Raw genomic sequence first — 19,062 nt, 5'->3', positions numbered from 1 at the left:
CGCTGCGCGAGAAGGAGTTCGTCGAGGCCGCGCGGAGCCTGGGCGCCCGGCCGCTCCGCCAGATGGTCCGCCACATCCTGCCCAACGCGCTCGGCCCCGTGATCGTCGCCGGCTCGCTCGACGTGGCGGCGGCCATCCTGGCCGAGTCCACGCTGTCCTTCCTTGGCCTGGGCTTCCCGCCCGACATCCCGACCTGGGGACGCATCCTCTTCGACGCCAAGGACAACCTCGACTTCGCCCCGCACTGGGCGATCTTTCCCGGCACCGCGATCTTCCTCACCGTGCTCAGCATCAACTACCTGGGCGACGGCCTGCGCGACGCTCTCGATCCCCGGAAGGTTCTCTAGACCTCGTCCCGTTCAGGAGGCTCCCCGTGCCCGACCGCGATCTCTGCTTCACGCCCGCCACCGAGCTCCACCAGCTCTATCGCGCCCGCAAGACCTCGCCGCTCGAGGTGATGCAGGCGGTGCTCGCGCGCGTGGACGCCGTCAATCCCAGGCTCAACGCCATCGTGACTCTCGTGCGGGAATCGGCGCTCAAGGAGGCCAAGGCAGCGACGGCGGCGCTCAAGAGGAAGGGCGGAAAGCTCGGGCCGCTCCACGGCGTGCCGGTGACGATCAAGGACCTGACCCACACCAAGGGCATCAGGACGACCTGGGGCTCCAAGGTCTTCGAGCACTACGTGCCCACGGAGGATTCGCTCATCGTGGAGCGGCTGAAGTCCGCGGGCGCCATCGTCCTCGGCAAGACCAACACCCCCGAGTTCGGCGCGGGCGGCAACACCTTCAACGCCGTCTTCGGCCCCACGCGCAACCCGTGGAACCCTGCGCTGACCTGCGGCGGCTCGAGCGGCGGCGCGGGCGTGGCGCTGGCCACCGGCATGGGCCCCATCGCCCAGGGCTCGGACACGGGCGGCTCGCTTCGCACGCCTGCGGCTTTCTGCGGCGTGGTCGGCTTCCGGACAAGCCCCGGGCTCGTCCCGTACTACCCGAAGCTCCTCGGCTGGGACTCGATCGGCGTCACCGGACCCATGGCGCGCACCGTCGCCGACACCGCCCTGATGCTCTCCGTGGTGGCAGGGCCCGACGACCGCTCGCCCATCTCCTACGACGTGGACACGGCCGCCTTCCCCCGCGCGGTCAAATCGCCTTCGATCAAGGGCTGGCGGATCGCGTGGACACCCGACCTCAACGGTCTCATCCCCGTGGACGCGGAGGTCGCGCAGGTGGCCGAGGCGGCGACCCGCGTCTTCCGATCGCTGGGCGCCAAGGTCGAGTCGGCCTGCTGCGACTTCGGCGAGGTCAACGACATCGTGCTCGGCACGCGCGGGCTCGCCATGGTCGCCAACCACGCCGACAAGCTGCCACAGTGGAAGGAGCAGATGCAGAAGGGGCTCGTCTGGAACATCGAGCAGGGTCTCAAGCTCTCACCCGAGGAAATCGGCCGGGCCGAGGCCCTGCGGACCACCCTCTGGCACCGCGTGCGCGCCTTCATGGAGACGCGCGAGCTGCTGATCCTGCCGACAGTGGCCGTGCCGCCGTTCCCCGTCGAGCAGCCCTACCCGACGCACATCAACGGCAAGCTGCTCGACAACTACACGCAGTGGTTCTTCCTGACCTACGGCATCACGGTGACGGCGCTGCCCGTCATCTCCGTTCCGTGCGGCTTCACCAGGAGTGGCTTGCCGGTAGGGCTCCAGATCGTGGGACGGCGACGGCAGGAGGCCATGGTGCTGCGCGCGGCGGCGGCCTTCGAGGCCGCGGCGCCCTGGGCGGACAAGATCCCGCCCGTCGTGACAGGCGGCTGAACAAGGAGCGTGGGCCTAGCTAACATAGCGCCCGTTCTCGGTCAGGGCGCCCCGCGGCCCAGGCTCTTCCCTCCTTGTCACAGCGCGGATAACGGCCCTCCCATCTCGGGCCGATCCTGCCAGCGCGCGGCTGAGCAGTCAAATCGGCGCCTCGATGCAGGAGGTGAGAGCTGTCAAGCGGGGCGCCAGGCCGCGGCAGGGCAGACATCCGCGGCTGCCTGGGCCCACCGGCACCGCCCAGAAGTTGACGCCGGGGAGAGCCTGCGGCTCGGCTCCTGCCTCAGTCATGGACAACGGAAGCAGCGGGCCGGCCCGTGTACCTGGAAGCCCGAGATGGGCGAGGATCCGATGAGTTGCATCGGCCCTGAAGACCCTCTCCCTCTCCGAGGAAAGGGTGGACCTGCCCCGCTGCCTTTGTCACGCCCCCCTGCCGCCGGTCTCATATGTCGGGGACACGACAGACATTGCCCGATCGGCCGTATAGAATGGCGGACGGTTTCGACAATCTGTGCGTCGCCCGCACGGCGCGGGCACGGTCCGTCATCTGACAAGAGGAGGACACTCTGGCCGACGACGTGAGAAAACAAGTTCCAATCCGTAACCGTATTCTGGCCGGTCTGCCGCGCAAGGAATATGCGCGGATTCGCCCCGATCTGGCGTCCGTCACGTTGACGTCCGGCCAGGTGCTGTATGAGCCCGGTGGCGTCATGCACTCGGCATACTTCCTCGATACGGCCATCGCCTCGATCCTTTCTGTGGCCGAAGACGGAACGTCCATCGAGGTGAGTGTGGTCGGCGACGAAGGTCTGATCGGGATACCCATCGTCCTGCGGAGTCACGGGCTCCCTTACAAAGTCATCGTCCAGGCGCCCGGTCTGGCCTGGAGGATGAAAGCCGATGTGCTGCGAAAGGAGTTTGATCGATGCGGTCCGCTTCACAAGCTAGTGTTGCACTACCTGCATACCTTGGTCGTGGTGTTGTCTCAGTCGGGCGCCTGTAACCGGTTTCACAGCATAAAGCAACGCCTCTGTCGCTGGCTGCTCACGTCCCAGGATCGCGCGCAATCCAGCGAGATACAGTCCACTCAAGAACTCCTGTCGCAGACGCTGGGAGTAAATCGCGGGAGCGCCAGTCAAGCGGCCAGCGCCTTGCAAAGGGCAGGGCTGATCAGCTACCGGCGCGGCCGGATCACCATCCTCGATCGCTCGGGTTTGGAAGCGGCAGCCTGTGAGTGCTACCGCATTGTGAAAGGCGAGTGCGATCGCTTCTTTGGCGCTTAGTACCGGGGGGCGGATGCGATATCAGTCCAGGGAGAGCAAGGACTTCCCAGGCGCCTGGATTGTCGAGGCGGTAGACGTCGCTGACGGCGACTCCCCTTGGTCAATCCTGTTCTGCGGTTTCGAAGCCCGCGAGCGAGCCGACGCATATGCAGCCGAGAAGAATGCGGCGCTTGGTCGCGCCGCTCCTCGGTGAGGGGTGGGGGCCGCTGAGGTGCGGATCGTGAGGACCCTGGCGATCTTCGCGAGGGGTTCAGGAATCAAGTCGTTTCGGAACGCCGCGAACCAGCTTCGCGAGTGCCTGAGTTTTGCGACCTTCTCGCGTGCGCTGCGGACCGAGATTCTGAACGCGGGGCTTAAGACGAATTCTTCGAGACTAAGACCCGTGTTCAGTCACGGTCGCGTATTCGCCAAGCTCTTCGCGCCGTGTGACTCGAAAACATTTCGACACGACTCAATCACCCACGAAAGAGTTTCTTCAGGACGGGGCGCTGTGTGCCGGTCGGCCGGGACCTCGACCTCGCCCATCGAGTCGGTTTCTTTGCGCGTGCCCGCCACGGACATGTCCTTCGCGCCGGTTTCAGCGCGCCATCATAGGGGGCCGAAGGGGGGCGCAAAGCGCCCGCTATTTGGGGCAGATCCAGCCGGCTCCGCTGGGGTTGGGGAAACAGCCGACCGATTGCGGCAGCAGCTGCTTCGGCAGCCACAGCACCACGTCGGGGAACAGCACGGCGAAGGCGATGGTGAAGAAGAACACGATGTAGAGAGGGAGCGACCGGACCATCGCGCGGTAGAAGGGCACGCCGATGAATTTCGACGCGATCAGCAAGCACAGCCCGTAGGGCGGCGTGATCAATCCGAACACCAGCGTGGTGATGATGACCACGCCCATGTGCACGGGGTTGATGTGGCCCACCTCCGTCAGCTTGTTGATGATGGGCATGAAGATGATGATGGCCGGGATCGCGTCGATGAAGTCGCCGAGGATCACGAACAGCACGACCAGGAGCAACATGATCATCCTCGGGTCGGTGCCGGCGTAGTAGCTGATGTACTCGGCCACCGTGTCGGGGCCGCGCAGATAGGCGAGCATCCAGCCGAAGGCCGAGGCGGCGGCCACCAGCGCCAGCGGCAGCGAGTACAGCAGGCCGGTGTACATGAAGTCGCCCGGCAGGCGGCGGATGTGGCGCGGATTCAGCACCGGGATGAGCACCAGCAAGATGTAGGCCGCCGCGACCATGCCGGCCTCGGTCGGCGTGAACCAGCCGGTCAGGATGCCCCCCATGATGATGACCGGAATCACCATCGGCAGGGCCGAGCCGCGCGCCGCCACGAAGATGTCCACGAGGCCTGCGCGCTTCTTCATGGTGCCGATGGGCCCGAAGAAGTAACTGTAGATCATCAGCCCGATGCCGATCATCACGCCCGGCACCACGCCGGCCAGGAACAATCCGCCGATCGACACGTTGCCGGTGGCGCCGTAGACCACCGCCATGATCGAGGGCGGGATCAGGTTGGCCATGGTCGAGGCTGAGGCGATCAGCGCCGCGGTGAAGGCGCGGTCGTAGTGCTCCTTGTCCATCTCGGGCGCCACGGTGCGGCTCAGCACCGCGACGTCGGCGGCCGAGGAGCCCGAGATGCCCGCGAAGAACATGCTGAACAGCGTGACGACCTGGGCCAGCCCGCCGCGCAGATGCCCCACCAGCGCCTGGGCGAGACGGATCATGCGATGGATCACGTCGGACGACGACATCAGCTCGCCGACGAGGAGGAAGAAGGGGACGGCCAGGAGCGCCTCGGAGTCGATGCCGTGGAACAACTGGCCGATCATCGACTGGAAGCTGATCGGGGTGAACGCCGTCACCACCAGCACGCCCGCTATGATCGCGAACGCCACCGGCACGCCCATGTAGCCCAACAGCAGGAACAAGCCTCCCATCACGACCAGAAGCAGGCCGGAGCTCATTCCACGGGCTCCGGCAGGAATTCGTCGTCCTCTGGACCCTCGAAGCCGTTGTGCCATCCATTGACCATCTGCTCGACGCAAAACAGCATCACCAGGGCGCCCGAGATCGGCACGACGCCGGTATAGACGGTCAGGGGAATGAGCCAGGGCATGCGGAAGCTGCCCAGGTCCAGCATCGCGTTCTTGTAGCCGAACCAGACCATGAATCCGGCCACGATCAGCACAACCAGACGGTTGAAGGTCTCGATCGCCCAGCGGTTGGTGCCGGTCATATGCTTGGTGATCTCGGACAGGTAGATATGGTCGTTGCGCCGCGTGGCGGCGGCAATGCCGATGAACGCGCCCCAGGCGAAGAATGCCGTGGTCGCCTGTTGCAGCCACAGCCAGGGATAGCCGATGGTGCGCGTCACCACGTCGAGGAAGACGCACAGGCTAAAGGTGCCGATGCACACACCGCACAGCACCATCAACGCGGCCTCAAGCGGGTCCAGCCATTTCCATTTCAGGTGGCGGTGGCGCTGGAGGATCAGCGCTCTATTTGCGACAAAATCGGTAACGCTTGCCACGTGCGCCGCCGCCCCCCGTCACACTCGGTGGGACTACTTCACCGAGCGGACGAGACCCAGGATCTTGACCGCATGGGGCCCGAGCTCCGTGGCCAGCTGGTCCTGGATGGGCGCGGCGGCCTTCACGAAGCCGGACTTGTCGACCTTGGTGTTGACCTTCACGCCGATCTTCTGAAGCTTCACAGCCGAATCCGCTTCGAGCTTGAAGGCCATGGCGGGCTCGCGCCGGCTCACCTCGTCGGCCGCCTCCTGGACCCACTTCTTCTCTTCGGCGCTGAAGCTGTTCCAGGCCTTGTCGCTGACCCAGATGCAGTTGTTGTTGGCTTCGTGCTGGGTCATGTTCAGGATCGGCGCCACTTCGTAGTGCTTGTTCGTCTCGTACACGTTGACGCCGTTCTCGGCCACGTTCACCACGCCGGTCTGGAGCGACACGTAGACCTCGCCGAAGGGCATGTGCACGGTCTGCGCGCCATAGGCCGGGAAGTGCGTGTCCTCGGTCTTGGTCGCCTGCACGCGGACCTTCAAGCCCTTGAGGTCCTCGACCTTGCTGATCTCTTTCTTGCTGTACATGTTGCGGAAGCCCATGGTGATCAGGCCGATGACCTGGGCGCCCTGCGTCGAGTCCTTGATCATGGCGCGGAAGGCGTCGGAGACGGCCTTGTCGGCCAGCGCCTTGGCCAGATGGTCCTCGTCGCGGAAGATGAAGTGCAGGGAGAACACGCCGGCTTGTGGCGCCACGCTGGCCGCGTTCGCGGTTGCCGTAATGACGAAATCGATGTCACCCGCGCGCAGCTTCTGCAGCGTCTGCGGCTCAGTCCCCAACTGCGCGCCGGGGAACTGATTGATGCTGAGCTTGCCGCCGCTCAAGGCCTTCAGCTTTTCGTCGAACATGTTCGCGGCAATACCGTAGGCCGTCGTCACCGGCTGATCGTAGGCGAAGCTCAGCTTGCGTTGCGCCAAGGCATCGCTCCACAGCCCCAGCGTCAGGACGCCCGCGGCAAGGGCCGCGAGTCCAAATTGTCTCATGGCGAATTTCATTGCTGTTCCCTCCCGGTATGACGCGAACTGGGTGTCGGGTTCGATTGGCAGCACACATAGTCGCCGATCTGCCACGCGCCGTCAAGGCGGACGAGCCTCGACCGCGCCGCGACGTCCTTCGTGGTGCACCCCGATCTCGGCACCTTGTGGGCGGGCTTGCGCGTGCGCGCGTGCACGGGGTGGGAAGCGGCGAAAGCCTCGCGGGCGAAGCGGCTGACGGTCTCCGCGACTCGTAGATCAGCCGGGCCACGCCGGCGCGCTCGAACGCCGGCCGGCTGCCGTCGTCCACGCGGAAAAACAACGTGTCGTCACCAACGATGGCGAACATGACACGCAGAGGCAGCCGGTCAGTTTCTACGAGGCCAGGGCGCTTGACGCATTCACGACCTAGGGGAAAAGTGGCTCCAACATTCAGCTAGTTTCCGAGAGCGTAGCTAACATAACACCCGTTCTCAGTCATGGCGCCCCGCGGCCCAGCCTCTTCCCTCCTTGTCACAGCTCTTCCCCTTGTCACAGCGCGGATAACGCCTCTCCCATCTCGGGCCGATCCTGCCAGAGCGCGGCTCGGAATCCTCCTGCCCAGCCCTAGAACTGCACCGGGGTGGGGGGCATCTTGCCGCTGGCGTAGAGCGCGGGCAACTCCGGCGAGGCGTTCTCCCACACGAGGAGCATCGAGCGCTTGGGCGAGAAGCCGCGATGACGGATGTCGGCGGGCATGGCGGCGACGTCCCCCGCCCTCATCGTGACCCGCGCACGCAGGGCGCCTGTCTCGCGGTCCTCGACCTCCCACTGGATCTCGTCGCTGAGCTGCACGAACCACTCGACGCGGTCGTTGCCGTGGATCACGGGCAGGATGTACTCCTCCGTCGTCGGGCAGTAGAGGCTCGCCTTGCAGACGGACACGACCGAGGGGTTCCACGTCACGTCGGAGCGGGAGAGATAGGCGAAGAGATTGAACGAGACCACCTCGTCCTCGAAGCCGGGCTCGGCGAGGACCTGCGGCTTGTCTTGGGGCACGTCGCGGAAGTGCCGGTTCACCGGGAAGCCGTTCTCGTCGGTCCGCACCGGCTCGTCGCCGGGCGCGGCCACCATCCGCCGGGCCGTCACCCGGTGCCGCGTGATCGCCTCCTTGTTGCTGCCGTTCTTGGGCCCGAACGCGCTGCCCGTCTCCGCGGGACTCGCGAACGGATCGAACGCGGCGTTCGTCCAGTCCTCCAGGATGGCCTCGAAGACACGCTGGATCATCGCGGTCGTGAACCGCTCGTTGTGATCGAGCCCGGCCTTGCGGTAGTGCTCGTTGAAGCGGCCCGCGAAGAGATCCACCGAGCCGTAGTGGTTCAGGGTGCCGACGACGGCGTCGAAGTTCACGGTGCCGTAGAAGAAGCCCCACGCGATGTCGCGCTGGAGCGCGCGCAGGAACGCGTCGGCGGGCAGCATGTGATGGCCCTTCGGCCACGTGACGTGCGCGAAGTACTCGTCACGGGTGAAGCCGAAGCTGCCGAGGGTGAAGCTGCGGTAGCCATGCTGGTTGGGCTCGATCGATCCGATCTCGGGAACAGTATCCGCGATAGAGCTCATGTCGTCGTTCCTCCTCGCCGTCGTGCTCAGGCCTTGGGCCGCGGGGCCGTCTGGCAGATCTCGGCCCAGCGCTCGATCGTGTCCGACCCCGCCAGCGTCTGCAGCAGCACCACGCCGAGCTGCGCCCCGTGGAACTGATAGGCGGCGCCGACCGGCAAAAGCGTCATGTGACCGCGCCTGGCTTTGACGACGCCCATCTTGCGCCCGGCCGGCGTGCCGGCCAGGGCGATCGACCCGCGCGTGCCGGCGGGCACGACCCCCGGATTGTCGAGCTTCAGCAGTCGGATCTCGACCTCGCCGTCCATGACGAGGGCGAACTCGTCCTGAGCGGGCGCGCGCCAGCCCGAGGTGCCCTCCACGCGGATGGTCTCGATCACGTATTCGATGTTCTTGCCGACCGCGACCTTTTCGTAGGGCTTGGACTTCGACGCAACCTCGAAGATGTTGGAGAAGACGTAATTGCGCGCGTCGTCGTTGATGACCTCGACGCCGCCCTTCTCGTAGTGCCGGAGCGACCCGAAGCGCGTGGTCTGGTTCATACCCTGTCTCCTTTCCATCGGACGGACTCGCCATCGCCGAGACCCAGCCGCCGGCAGAGGCGGCCCAGAGCGGCATCTCGCGCCGATCCTGCCAGAGCGCCTGGCCAAGGTCAAATCAAGGTGACGCCGGGGAGTGTCTGCCGCTCGGCTCCTGCCTCAGTCATGGAAAACGGAGGCGGCGGGCCATCCCACGTACCTGGAAGCCCGAGATGGGCGAGGATCCCGTGAATGACGGCCGGGTCCTCAATTGTGGCGATGAGCTGCAGCCGTGTTGGTGCGCTCCCGCCACGGGGCTCAGCGGGATCGCGCCAGGCGGCGGAGCGCCGGGCCGGTGAGCCGCGTCAGCACCCACTCCTTGTGAAGGTGGGCGCCCAGGCCCTTGTAGAACCGGATGGACGGCGTGTTCCAGTCGAGCACCGTCCACTCCATCCTGCCGCAGCCGCGCGCGACCGCGATCCTCGCCAGCGCCCTCAGCAGCGCCTTGCCCGCTCCCCGGCCCCGCTCCTCGGGCAGCACGAAGAGGTCTTCGAGATAGAGGCTCGGGCGGCCGAGGAAGGTCGAGTACGTGTAGAAGTAGAGCGCGAAGCCCACAGGCGTGCGCCCGCGCCGGCAGATGAGCGTCTCGAAGTATGGCCGCCGTCCGAAGCCGTGGCGCTGGAGCCTTGCGGGCGTTGCCTCCATCTGGTGTACCAAGTGCTCGTACTCGGCGAGCCCGCGGATCAGGGCGAGGATGGTCGGCAGGTCCCGCGCCGTCCCGCGGCGGATCGCGAGCCGCGCGCGGGCCATCAGGCCGCGGCCATGTCCAGCAGCATCTCCGTGTAGCAGCGCGCGCCGGCGCTCAGGTTCTCCACGGAGATGCGCTCGTCGTTGCCGTGGATCCGCCGCCACTCGCCCTCGTCGAACACGAAGGGTCCAAAACCGTAGGCGTGCAGCCCGCAGCGCCTGAATACCCAGTTGTCCGTGAACCCGGTCATGATCTCGGGCGCCACCACGACGCCGGGCGCGCGACGGCGCAGCGCATCCGCCAGGCTCTTGTACAGCTCCGTGTCCGGCGGCGAGAGGTTCGGCACCTTGGGCGTAGACGTCAGGCTGACCTCGACGTGGGGATCGGCGACGACCTGCCTGACCCAGCCGACGATCTCCTCGGGGTCTTCTCCGGCGAGCATCCGGCAGTCGAGGTCGGCGACCGCCTCGGGCGGAATGACGTTGCGCTTCTCGCTGCCCTTGAGCACGGTGACGGCGAACGTGGTCTTCACGAGCGCGGCGCGGTGACGGTCGGCGAAAAAGCGGGCGCGGAAGGCCGGGTCGCGAAGAGATGCCTCGAGGCGCTCGTAGCCCGCGCCCTCGCCCGCCGGCAGGACCGAGGCCATGCGCGCGAAGTACTCCTGGATCTCCGGCAGAACGCGCGGCGGCCGCTCGGCGGCGAGCAGCCGACCCAGAGCGCGGACGAGCCGGTGCGGCGCGGTATCCGGCCATGGCATCGACCCGTGGCCCGGGTCGCTCCGCGCCGTGAGCCGCAGCGGCAGGCCGGTCTTCTCCGAGATGACGATGGAGCCGAAGGGCGTCCGGCGCGTCGCGTCGCCGGCCGCGATCAGCCCCAGCTCGGATAGGGCGTACTCGGCACCTTCGAGCCAACCTCGGCGCTCATCGGCGACCCACTGGGCGCCGAGGCGGCTCCCCGCTTCTTCGTCCGCAGTCGCGAGCACGATGAGGTCTCGCTTCAGCGGCACCTTCGCGCGCTTGATGGCGAGGACGGCCGCCAGCTGGAGGATCCCCGTGGACTTCATGTCGAGCGCCCCGCGGCCGTAGACGTAGCCGTCCCGGAGCAGACCGCCGAAGGGGTCCACGGTCCAGTAGCGCTCATCCGCGTAGACCACGTCGATGTGGTGGTGGAGCACGATCCCGCCCAGCGAACGATCGCCCGAGAGCCGCGCCACGGGATTGGCGCGCCCGGGCGCCGACTCGGCGGTCTCGCTCGCGATGCCGTCGCCGTTGAGCACCTGGGCCAGGAAGCGCGCGCCCTCCAGCTCGTTTCCCGGGGGGTTGGTCGTGTTGATCCGGAGGTAGGCGCGCATCAGGTCGACCGTCTCGGCGCCGATCTTCGTCCAATCCATCAGGCGCGCGCCTCCAGCCAGTGCCGTCCCGGGTTGGGCCGCTTGGCGACGCGCCGCTCGAGCAGCGCCCCGGCGCGCTCGGGCTCCCCCGCTCTCAGCGCGGCCTCGAGGAGCGTATCGTGGAAGACCTCGCGCTGAGCGTGGCTGCCGCCGACTTCCACGATGCGCTCCGTCAGCGGCTCGATCCGCGCCACGCTAAGGGCGTACTCCCCGCGCGCGAACGCGTGGAGCCCTTCCATGAGCGGCACCACCACCTCCGGCAGCGTCGCGTTGCGGGTCTTCTTCGCCCGCTGGCGCAGCCTCTCCAGCTGCAGCTCCGCGTTCGCCCAGTCTCCGGCGGCGCCGAGCGCCATGCCGACGTGGAGATCGTGGAAGAGCAGGAGCGGCATCTCGAGCCACCCGCGCGCGGCCGCGCCCAGGTGCTGCCAGCGTCGCGGATCCGGCTGGCCGTAGAGGTCGAGGCGCCACGCGAGCGCCACGGAGTCTTGCAGGTCGGACCCGACGTTAATCTCGACGTCACCGAAGACGCTCTGGAACAGCTTGCGCACGCGATCGTAGCGCCCCTCGGCCAGGTGCATGAGCGCCAGGTGCCAGAGGAGGTGATGCCTGAAGTAGCCCAGGTGGTCGCAGGGGTGGATGCGCTGCGGCAGCGCGAGGACGCCGCGGGCATTCTCGCCGCGCTCGTAGAGCACGTGCGCCAGCGCATGGACCGCCCAGGCGTCCCGCGCGTTGATCGCGATGGCCCGCTCCGCCAGGGCGAGCGCCTCATCCAGGCGCCAGTTCTCCTCCAGCGCGAAGGCGTGGTAGCCCAGCATGTAGCCGTCTTCGCCCAAGGCCTGCCGCACGGAAGACGTCAGCTCGAGCATCTCCGCCGAACGCCCTTGCCAGAAGTAGATGTAGTAGAGGCGCTGCATCAGCAGCATGTCGCGCGGGTGCCCGGCCAGGACCTCCTTGATCAGCGGGATGGCGTCGCCGCTCCTGCCTGCGACCCAGAGCGCGAGCGCCTCGACGTGGCGCTTCTCGCGCGGTGTCAGGAAGCCCGAGCCCGCGGCCGCCGCAGCCCGGTCCATCTCGGCGCGTCCCTCCGGCATCTTCTCGGCGAGGTACAGCGAGACGCCGAGCGCCGCGCGCGCCAGCACGAAGTCGGGATCGACCTCGACCGCCGCGTGGAAGTCGTCGATGACGGAGGCGCCGAAACCGAGGAGGGCGCGCACGCCGTTGTCGTACGCGTCGACTGCCGTCCTGGAGGACGAGGACACTGCGTTGCCGTAGGCGTCCTTCAATGCCACGGCGGTCATCCTAGCAGGTGGCGCTCGAGGAACCCGACGGCGCGAGCCTCGGCCCACGAGCGAGCGCCCGATCGGCCCTCGAGGAAGCCCGCGTGCCCGCCCTCGGGCACGAAGTTGGCCTCGAGCCAGCGCGACTTGGCGATGAGGGCGCGCGGCAGCGCCGAGGCCGGTATGAACGGGTCGTTGAGCGCGTTGATCAAGAGGGTCGGCCGGCGGATCTGGGGCAGCAGCGGGCCGCTGCTCGAGCGCGCCCAGTAGTCGCGCTCGCTGGCGAAACCGCCGAGCGGCGCCGTCACGAGCCGGTCGTACTGGGCGAAGGTCTTCGCCTTCCGCGCCGCCGGCAGGTTGATCACGCCCTCGTAGAGCGCCGCCTTCTTGTCGAGCTTGATCGTCATGGTCGAGAGGAAGTTCACCGTGTACAGCGCCCTGTTGAGCCCGCGGTCGAGCGCGGCGGCGCAGGCGGCCAGGTTGAAGGGCGTTGAGATGGCCACGGCCCCCGCCACCTGCGCCGGGGCCTGGTCGCCCCGCTCGGCGAGCCACTTGAGCGCGACGTTGCCGCCGAGCGACACACCCACGAGCCCGAGGCGCAGATTGGGCTCGCGCGCGGTCAGGCGGCCGAACACGAAGTCGAGGTCTTCCGTCTCCCCCGAGTGGTACATGCGACGGGAGCGGTTGACCTCGCCGCTGCACCCGCGGAAGTTGACGACGACGCCCCGCCAGCCGACCTGCTCCAGCTCGCGCAGCAGCCCGGAGGCGTAATGCGAGCGAGAAGACCCTTCGAGACCGTGGAGGATGACAACCAGCGGGACGCCGCGGTCGCGCCCCTCCAGCCAGTCGAGGTCGAGAAAATCACCGTCGGGCGTTTCCACCCGCTCGCGGCGGAGCGCGGGCTGCCGGCCGCGCCTGAGGAGCGGGCCCCAGAGCGTCTGGAGATGGCGGCCCCGATACCACCAGGGCGGGCGGTAGTCGGGGCCGATGCTCACGCTCGAGGCTCCTGTGTCGCGCTTACTCTTGGCCCTGGAGGAGCAGCTTGACGATCTCCGGGGCGATCTCGCGCGCCCGCTGGTCCAACTGGGCCTCGCTGAGGTTGGCGATCGGGTGCGGCAGCGAGAGGAACTTGTAGTCCGGCAGACCCCAGGACTGGGCCATCGCATGGCCCGTGCCCTCGAAGACGTCGGTCACGATGGACGCGGCGGGGATGCCGGCCTTCTCGAACAGGATTCCGTCGAGCACACTGCCCGACGAGCAGGACCCTCAGTCGCCGACGCCGGCGACGACGCAGTCGACGCCGCGCTTCGCCTCGTCGATGATCTCGTCGTGCGCCGGGACGCTCGAGTTGTGCTTGCGCCACATCTTGTACTCGGCGGCGCCGTACTCCTTCTTGAGGATCTCGCCGACCTTCGTCAGCAGCTTGTCGGAGTTGAACTTGGTGTTCTCGACGAGGCCGATCCGCTTGCCCTTGAGCGAGTCGGGCCTCGGCACGTACATTATCGCCTGCTTCCGCGGCTCGACCGTCGGGTCGAGGATTTCGAAGCCTGCCATCATGCCCTCCTGTCCTGGATGAGTTTCGAGACGCTCTGGCTCGATTTCTTGCCGCCGGCCCACGCGGGGATATAGCAGGAGAACGCCCCCGCCCGGCCGCCCGCCGCGATCACGTGCACGTCCTCCGGGCTCGGCACGATCGGCCGCATCGTGGTCTCGTCTTCGGGGGTCACGGCCCCCGCCAGCCGCCCCACTCGCTTGATGTGCGCCAGCGAGTTCTGCGTGTTCTCGAAGACGAACTTCTGGATGTCGGCCTTCGACCAGCCGTCCCTGGCGATGGTGCGCATGTGCTCGCCCGCAAGCACGACGACGTACTGCGGCTGGCCATTGGTGCTGGCGTGATGCTTCATGTCGTCGCAGAGCGAGGCCAGCACGCCCGTGGCCGTGCTCGAGAGCTGGTTGTAGAACTGGTGCGGCCCCTCCGCCGCCATGACGGTCACCACGCTCTGCTCCGCCTTGAAGCCGCGCTCGACGTGGAACGGCGTCCACGGGCTGTCGGCCTCGTTCTCGGCGATGACGTAGCTGTACTTGCCCGGATGCCCCACCGTCCCCCGGTCGAGCGCACCCGGCAGCGTACCGATGACGTTGCGCATCACCAGGCGGACCGCGCGGCCCGTCGTGGCGTTGGCCCGCCAGCCGGGTCCGAAGAGGTTGTCGCCCGAGTTGAAGCTGAGCCGCGCGGCGATGGGCCCGTTGACGATCATGAGGACGGCGGCGCCGCCCGTGGACGTGGCGGGGCCGTGATACCCCCACTTCGGCTCGGCGAGCGCTTCGACGGCCGCCACGACGATGGGCATGTACTCCGAAAGGCATCCTGCCATGACGGCGTTGACCGCGACCTTCTCGGCGGTGACGGCGACCTGGCGGTTGGTGATGAAGGCGACCTGCTTGTCGGGCTCGAGGCCGGCCGCGTCCAGCATGGCGCGAACGGCGCGCTCAGTCGGGGGCACGACGGGAAGGCCGTCGGTCCAGCCCTGCTGGTAGCAGAACTCGATGGCGTGGTTCAGGTCCTCGACGGCATAGCGCTTGGAGGCGAGTTGGGTCGTCATAGGCGGGATTATACTCCAGCCCGGCGGCTTCACGAAGCTCGCGCCGACGCGCGCTTTGCCGTATGCTTTCGCCTGTGACGCCGCTCGTCGCCTACTTCTCGATGGAGTACGGGCTCCACGAGGAGTTCCACTCCTACGCCGGCGGGCTCGGCATCCTCGCCGGCGACTTCATGAAGTCCGCCGGCGACCTCGGCCAGCCCGTCGTGGGAATCGGCCTCCGCTGGGCGCAGGGCTACACCGTCCAGCGGATCGGGCCCGACGGGTATCCATACGACGAGTGGCGCGACTACCCCCCAGACGCGCTCACGGACACGGGCGTCCGCGTCCGGGTGCGCGTGGCCGCGCGCGAGGTCGAGTGCTGCGTCTGGGGCGTCGGCCGCTACGCCATCGCGCCGCTCTTCCTGCTCGAGCCGGTGGACAAGCGCGACCGCTGGATCACCCGCCGCCTCTACGACCCCGCGCCCGACTGCCGCATCGCACAGGAAATGCTGCTCGGCATCGGCGGCGTGCGGGCGCTCCGCGCCCTCCATCTTCCCGTCGATCTCTACCACTTCAACGAGGGGCACGCGGTCTTCGCCGGGATCGAGCTGATCACCGACCGGATGGAGGCGGGGGCGGACTTCCACTCGGCGTGGCGGGAGGTGCGCGAGAAGATCGTCTTCACCACCCACACGCCGGTGCCCGCCGGCAACGAGGTCCACGCCGTCCCGGACCTGCGGCGGCTCGGCGCGGGCTGCGAGCTCGTGGCCGCCGAGCTGCGCGAGATCGGCGGCGATCCGTTCAACATGACCGTGGCCGGGTTGAGACTCGCCCGCCGCGCAAACGCCGTCGCGCAGCTCCACGGCGAAACGGCGCGCGCCATGTGGGCGCACGTGGACGGCGGCGCGCCCATCATCGCCGTCACCAACGGCGTGCACCGCGGCACCTGGCAGGACCCGCGGATCGCCGCGGCTGCTTCGGCTCACGATGACGCGCTCCGCGCCGTGCGGCGGCAGATGAAGGACGAGCTGCTCGCCGAGGTCGAAGCCCGCACCCGAGTCAGGCTCGACAGCGACGCGCTCACCATCGGTTTTGCGCGCCGCGCGGCAACCTACAAGCGCCCCGATCTCCTCCTGCGCGACCCCGACAGGCTGGCGCCGCTCCTCAAGGACCGGCGCGTCCAGTTCGTCTTCTCGGGCAAGGCGCACCCGGCCGACCAGGCCGGCAAGGCCGTCATCGCCCTCCTCGTCGAGACGATCCGGCAGTGGCCCGAGTCCATCGTCTTCCTCGAGGACTACGACATGGCGCTGGGCAGGCTCATGACCCGCGGCTGCGACGTGTGGCTGAATACGCCCCGCCGCCCACTGGAGGCCTCAGGTACCTCGGGAATGAAAGCCGCCATGAATGGCACGCTCAACTTTTCTATCCTCGACGGCTGGTGGCCGGAGGGGTGCGAGCACGGCGTCACCGGCTGGGCGATCGGCGACGAGCGCGTCGAGGGCGACCAGGACGCGCGCGACCTCGAGGCCCTCTACGCGACCCTCGAGCGGGACGTGCTCCCCGCGTGGGCCGACTCCGGGCGCTGGGCGCGCATGATGCGCGCCTCGATCGCGATGGCCGTCGAGCGCTTCTCCTCGGACCGCATGGTCACCGAATATTTCACCCGTCTCTACACCGCGCCGTAGCCTGCTGCGGCGCCATCCCCCCCGTCGTGGCGACATCGCCAAAGGAGGCTCGCATGAATATGAGCATGAAAGAGATGACGATGGAGCTCCTGCTCCGCTACGGCTTCCAGGTGTTGGGCGCAATTGCGATCCTGGCGGTCGGTTTCCTGGTCGCGCGGTGGCTGGGCGGCATGGCGGACCAGCGCTTCCAGAAGCAGGAGATGGAGCCGCCCATGCGGATCCTCCTGGTGCGCGTGATCAAGATCCTCGTCCTGGTCATGGCCTTCGTGGTGGCGCTCGACAAGTTCGGCTTCTCCATCGCGCCGCTGGTGGCCGGCATCGGCGTGGCGGGCATCGGCGTGGGCTTCGCGCTGCAGGGCGTGCTGGGCAACCTCATGGCGGGCCTGACCATCATCTTCACCAAGCCCTTCCGAGTCGGCGAGTACATCGAGATCAACAACGTGCGCGGCGACGTCGCCGCGGTCGAGCTGTCCACCACGACGTTGATCCAGGCGGACTTCTCGCGCGTCATCGTGCCGAACAGGAAGATCGTCGGCGAGATCCTGCACAACTTCGGCACGATCCGCCAGCTGACGCTGACGGTGCGCGTGCCGCACGCGACCGATCTGAACGCGGCGCTCCGCGCGGCGAGCCAGGTGGTGACGCGGAGCGCGCGCGTGCTCAAGGACCCGGCGCCGAGCGTGGGCATCGCGTCCGTGGAGGACACCGGCATCAAGATCGCGGCCTGGGCGTGGGTCCGCGTGGTGGACGTGGTCCCGGCCGAGCCCGAGCTCTACCAGTCTCTCGTCGAGGCCTTTCGCGCCGCCGGTATCGGCGCCCCGGCCGGCGCGCACGACGTGCGTCTGCTCGAGGGGGCCGGCTCGCGCTGAGGCGGACCTACTTGCCCTTCGCGATGGCCTCCGCCAGCTCGGCGGCCCGGGCCGCGTCGAGCGGCTTGAGGCGCTCCAGGATCTTGCGGGCGTCATCCACGCGGCCCAGCTTGACGTAGGCTTCGCCGAGGTACTCGAGCGCCTCGGGGAAGTTGGGCCGGAGACGCAGCGCCTCGTCGTATGCCTTGAGCGAATCGGGGTACTTGCCCTGGTTACGGAGCGCGTAGCCCAGCTCGTTCCAGGCTTCCGGATACGCGGGGCGGAGATCCACCGCCTTGCGAAATGCTCCGGCGGCCGCCGGCCAGTCCTTGGTGTTGCGCGCGGCGATGCCGCGGCCGTACTCCTGCTCGGCAGAGGGTGTGGCCGCGGGGCGGGCCGGCGGTGGGTTGCGGTCCGTCATGTCCGCCCCGGCCGGGCCCGCTGCCAGGGCGCAGGCTGTGAGTACCAATATCGCGCGGTGGATCGCTGTCTCCATGGGACGAGCCTCCCTGTTCAGTCTGCGATGCGTCGGGTGACCGACCGCGTGCTGCCGAAGGTCGGGATGAACAACGAGTGCTTGCCCGCGCCGCCCGCCACGATGACCATGATATCCCGCCAGTCACGCGCGATGGGCACATGCGTCTCGGGCGGCCTGTCCTTGAAGCCCTCCGGGTCGATCGTCGCGAAGCGCTCGATGTTCTCGGGCGACAAGCGCGCGAGCGGCACGCGGGCCCTGTCCCACACCGCGCGCTTGAAGTCCTCCTTGCTCCAGCCCGAGGACGCGACGGTCGCAGCGTGCTCGGGCCCGAGGACGATCAGCGGCTCGCCGCCCAGGTAGATGTTGTTGGAGCCGGCGATCGCCGCCGTCCCAGCGACGGTCGTCACGATACCCTCGGGCGTGGTCGAGCCGTGGTCGTTGATATTGTGCGGGCCCTCCGACCCGCAGACGGTCACCGTGCTCTCCCCGGAGGAGAAACCCCGCTCGACGGAGAGCGGTTCCCAGGGCGACGCGGCCTCGTTCTCGGCAATGCAGTAGGCGTACTTGCCGGGCTGGCCGTGGGTGGCGCGGTCCTCCTTGCCGGGTCGCGCCCCGCCCACGTTCTGGAGCGTCAGCCTCAGCGCCCGTCCGATGGCGGCGTTGGCGCGCGTCCCCTGCCCGAAGACATTGCCCCCGGCGTTCATGCCGAGACGCCCCGCGATCGGCCCGTTGACGATGCAGAGCGGCGAGCAGGGGTGGGTCGTCGTCTGCACGGCCTGGAGGTTAAAGGATGGGTCCGCCACGGCCTCGACGGCTGCCAGCACCACGGGCAGGTGCTCGGGAAGGGCCCCCGCCATCACCGCGTTGGCGGCTATGGCCTTGACTGTCGCCCTGCCAAGCCTCGGCACGAGCAGGGCCACCACCTCGTCGGGCCTCCTGCGAGTGCCCGCGAGCATCGCCGCGACGCGCTCGCGCGTGGGCGGGATGGCGGGCAGGCCGTCGCCCCAGCCCCGCTCCATCAGCCATGCCTGGAAGCGGTCGAGATCGTCGGGCGCCTCGAGGTCGCCCACAGCCGCGCTCGCCGCGTGTACAGCCGCGGCAGGGTCGGATGTGAGCGCGCGCAGCACGCTATCGACGATCGGCCCAGCCTTCGCGGCCGCGCTCGCCGCCGGGATGCCACCGATCGGATGAGGCACGGTGACGATGGGAAGCCCGGGCAGGCCCTGGGCGGCGACCTGGGCACGCGCCAGCGGAATGAACTCGTCGGTTCCCAGTACCACGCAGGCGACTCCCCTCGCCTCCAGCTC

At 68.1% G+C, this 19,062-nt stretch carries 19 protein-coding genes; 5 read left to right on the top strand and 14 right to left on the bottom strand.

What is annotated here, in order from left to right:
- From VGV06_19365 to VGV06_19355, 3 genes are all read left to right on the top strand, one after another.
- On the top strand, window positions 1-347 hold a 347-nt coding region (locus VGV06_19365; GenBank protein HEV2057304.1), incomplete at its 5' end, for an ABC transporter permease.
- Between the two features lie 26 nt (window positions 348-373).
- Window positions 374-1,807 (top strand): amidase, encoded by a 1,434-nt coding sequence (locus tag VGV06_19360; protein HEV2057303.1) that lies wholly within the window; start codon window positions 374-376, stop codon window positions 1,805-1,807.
- A 575-nt stretch (window positions 1,808-2,382) separates the two neighbouring features.
- Window positions 2,383-3,087, top strand: coding sequence for a Crp/Fnr family transcriptional regulator (locus tag VGV06_19355; GenBank protein HEV2057302.1), 705 nt, complete (start codon window positions 2,383-2,385; stop codon window positions 3,085-3,087).
- Window positions 3,088-3,709: 622 nt separating this feature from the next.
- Here VGV06_19355 and VGV06_19350 read toward each other — a convergent pair.
- The 12 genes from VGV06_19350 to VGV06_19295 form a co-directional block, all read right to left on the bottom strand.
- The gene (locus VGV06_19350; GenBank protein ID HEV2057301.1) at window positions 3,710-5,050 is read right to left on the bottom strand and encodes a TRAP transporter large permease; all 1,341 of its coding nucleotides are present in this window, start codon (window positions 5,048-5,050) and stop codon (window positions 3,710-3,712) included.
- Complete coding sequence (locus tag VGV06_19345) at window positions 5,047-5,616, bottom strand: TRAP transporter small permease (GenBank protein HEV2057300.1); 570 nt, start codon at window positions 5,614-5,616, stop codon at window positions 5,047-5,049. The genes VGV06_19350 and VGV06_19345 overlap by 4 nt, the downstream gene beginning before the upstream one ends.
- Before the next feature lie 33 nt (window positions 5,617-5,649).
- Window positions 5,650-6,642 (bottom strand): TRAP transporter substrate-binding protein, encoded by a 993-nt coding sequence (locus VGV06_19340; GenBank protein HEV2057299.1) that lies wholly within the window; start codon window positions 6,640-6,642, stop codon window positions 5,650-5,652.
- A gap of 597 nt (window positions 6,643-7,239) precedes the next feature.
- The gene (locus tag VGV06_19335) at window positions 7,240-8,232 is read right to left on the bottom strand and encodes a hydroxyquinol 1,2-dioxygenase (protein HEV2057298.1); all 993 of its coding nucleotides are present in this window, start codon (window positions 8,230-8,232) and stop codon (window positions 7,240-7,242) included.
- A gap of 26 nt (window positions 8,233-8,258) precedes the next feature.
- Window positions 8,259-8,771 (bottom strand): hydroxyquinol 1,2-dioxygenase, encoded by a 513-nt coding sequence (locus tag VGV06_19330; GenBank protein HEV2057297.1) that lies wholly within the window; start codon window positions 8,769-8,771, stop codon window positions 8,259-8,261.
- 294 nt (window positions 8,772-9,065) lie between these two features.
- A complete protein-coding gene (locus VGV06_19325) occupies window positions 9,066-9,557 on the bottom strand; it encodes a GNAT family N-acetyltransferase (GenBank protein HEV2057296.1) in 492 nt (163 codons plus the stop codon).
- A complete protein-coding gene (locus tag VGV06_19320; GenBank protein HEV2057295.1) occupies window positions 9,557-10,885 on the bottom strand; it encodes a M20/M25/M40 family metallo-hydrolase in 1,329 nt (442 codons plus the stop codon). The genes VGV06_19325 and VGV06_19320 overlap by 1 nt, the downstream gene beginning before the upstream one ends.
- Window positions 10,885-12,174: a tetratricopeptide repeat protein gene (locus VGV06_19315; GenBank protein ID HEV2057294.1), complete on the bottom strand. Its 1,290-nt coding sequence runs from the start codon at window positions 12,172-12,174 to the stop codon at window positions 10,885-10,887. The genes VGV06_19320 and VGV06_19315 overlap by 1 nt, the downstream gene beginning before the upstream one ends.
- A 5-nt stretch (window positions 12,175-12,179) precedes the next feature.
- A complete protein-coding gene (locus VGV06_19310) occupies window positions 12,180-13,157 on the bottom strand; it encodes an alpha/beta fold hydrolase (GenBank protein HEV2057293.1) in 978 nt (325 codons plus the stop codon).
- 22 nt (window positions 13,158-13,179) lie between these two features.
- Entirely contained in the window at window positions 13,180-13,407 is a 228-nt protein-coding gene (locus VGV06_19305; GenBank protein ID HEV2057292.1) for a hypothetical protein, read from the bottom strand.
- A gap of 21 nt (window positions 13,408-13,428) precedes the next feature.
- Window positions 13,429-13,719 carry a hypothetical protein gene (locus VGV06_19300; protein ID HEV2057291.1) on the bottom strand — a complete coding sequence of 97 codons (291 nt, stop codon included), beginning with the start codon at window positions 13,717-13,719 and terminating at the stop codon, window positions 13,429-13,431.
- Window positions 13,716-14,765, bottom strand: coding sequence for a hypothetical protein (locus VGV06_19295; protein ID HEV2057290.1), 1,050 nt, complete (start codon window positions 14,763-14,765; stop codon window positions 13,716-13,718). The genes VGV06_19300 and VGV06_19295 overlap by 4 nt, the downstream gene beginning before the upstream one ends.
- A 62-nt stretch (window positions 14,766-14,827) precedes the next feature.
- On the opposite strand from VGV06_19295, the gene glgP reads away from it, so the two are divergent.
- Window positions 14,828-16,429, top strand: coding sequence for an alpha-glucan family phosphorylase (gene glgP / locus VGV06_19290; protein HEV2057289.1), 1,602 nt, complete (start codon window positions 14,828-14,830; stop codon window positions 16,427-16,429).
- Between the two features lie 59 nt (window positions 16,430-16,488).
- On the top strand, window positions 16,489-17,298 hold the full coding sequence (locus VGV06_19285) for a mechanosensitive ion channel domain-containing protein (protein HEV2057288.1): 810 nt from the start codon (window positions 16,489-16,491) through the stop codon (window positions 17,296-17,298).
- A 7-nt stretch (window positions 17,299-17,305) separates the two neighbouring features.
- On the opposite strand, the gene VGV06_19280 is transcribed toward VGV06_19285, so the two are convergent.
- Window positions 17,306-17,773 (bottom strand): tetratricopeptide repeat protein, encoded by a 468-nt coding sequence (locus VGV06_19280; protein HEV2057287.1) that lies wholly within the window; start codon window positions 17,771-17,773, stop codon window positions 17,306-17,308.
- A 17-nt stretch (window positions 17,774-17,790) separates the two neighbouring features.
- Window positions 17,791-19,035, bottom strand: coding sequence for a hypothetical protein (locus VGV06_19275; protein HEV2057286.1), 1,245 nt, complete (start codon window positions 19,033-19,035; stop codon window positions 17,791-17,793).
- Window positions 19,036-19,062: the final 27 nt, after the last annotated feature.

Source organism: Candidatus Methylomirabilota bacterium (assembly GCA_035936835.1).
In the GTDB taxonomy this organism is placed as follows: domain Bacteria; phylum Methylomirabilota; class Methylomirabilia; order Rokubacteriales; family CSP1-6; genus AR37.
Note: the sequence above shows the minus strand (reverse complement) of the source record. Positions and strands in the feature narration are given on the sequence as shown.

Bases quoted from the DNA above. Each gene is read 5' to 3' on its own strand.
- VGV06_19320 (HEV2057295.1), bottom strand. From the start codon at position 10,885: ATGGATTGGACGAAGATCGGCGCCGAGACGGTCGACCTGATGCGCGCC.
- VGV06_19325 (HEV2057296.1), bottom strand. From the start codon at position 9,557: ATGGCCCGCGCGCGGCTCGCGATCCGCCGCGGGACGGCGCGGGACCTG.
- VGV06_19340 (HEV2057299.1), bottom strand. From the start codon at position 6,642: ATGAGACAATTTGGACTCGCGGCCCTTGCCGCGGGCGTCCTGACGCTG.
- glgP (HEV2057289.1), top strand. From the start codon at position 14,828: ATGCTTTCGCCTGTGACGCCGCTCGTCGCCTACTTCTCGATGGAGTAC.
- VGV06_19285 (HEV2057288.1), top strand. From the start codon at position 16,489: ATGAGCATGAAAGAGATGACGATGGAGCTCCTGCTCCGCTACGGCTTC.
- VGV06_19330 (HEV2057297.1), bottom strand. From the start codon at position 8,771: ATGAACCAGACCACGCGCTTCGGGTCGCTCCGGCACTACGAGAAGGGC.
- VGV06_19300 (HEV2057291.1), bottom strand. From the start codon at position 13,719: ATGATGGCAGGCTTCGAAATCCTCGACCCGACGGTCGAGCCGCGGAAG.
- VGV06_19295 (HEV2057290.1), bottom strand. From the start codon at position 14,765: ATGACGACCCAACTCGCCTCCAAGCGCTATGCCGTCGAGGACCTGAAC.
- VGV06_19350 (HEV2057301.1), bottom strand. From the start codon at position 5,050: ATGAGCTCCGGCCTGCTTCTGGTCGTGATGGGAGGCTTGTTCCTGCTG.
- VGV06_19335 (HEV2057298.1), bottom strand. From the start codon at position 8,232: ATGAGCTCTATCGCGGATACTGTTCCCGAGATCGGATCGATCGAGCCC.
- VGV06_19280 (HEV2057287.1), bottom strand. From the start codon at position 17,773: ATGGAGACAGCGATCCACCGCGCGATATTGGTACTCACAGCCTGCGCC.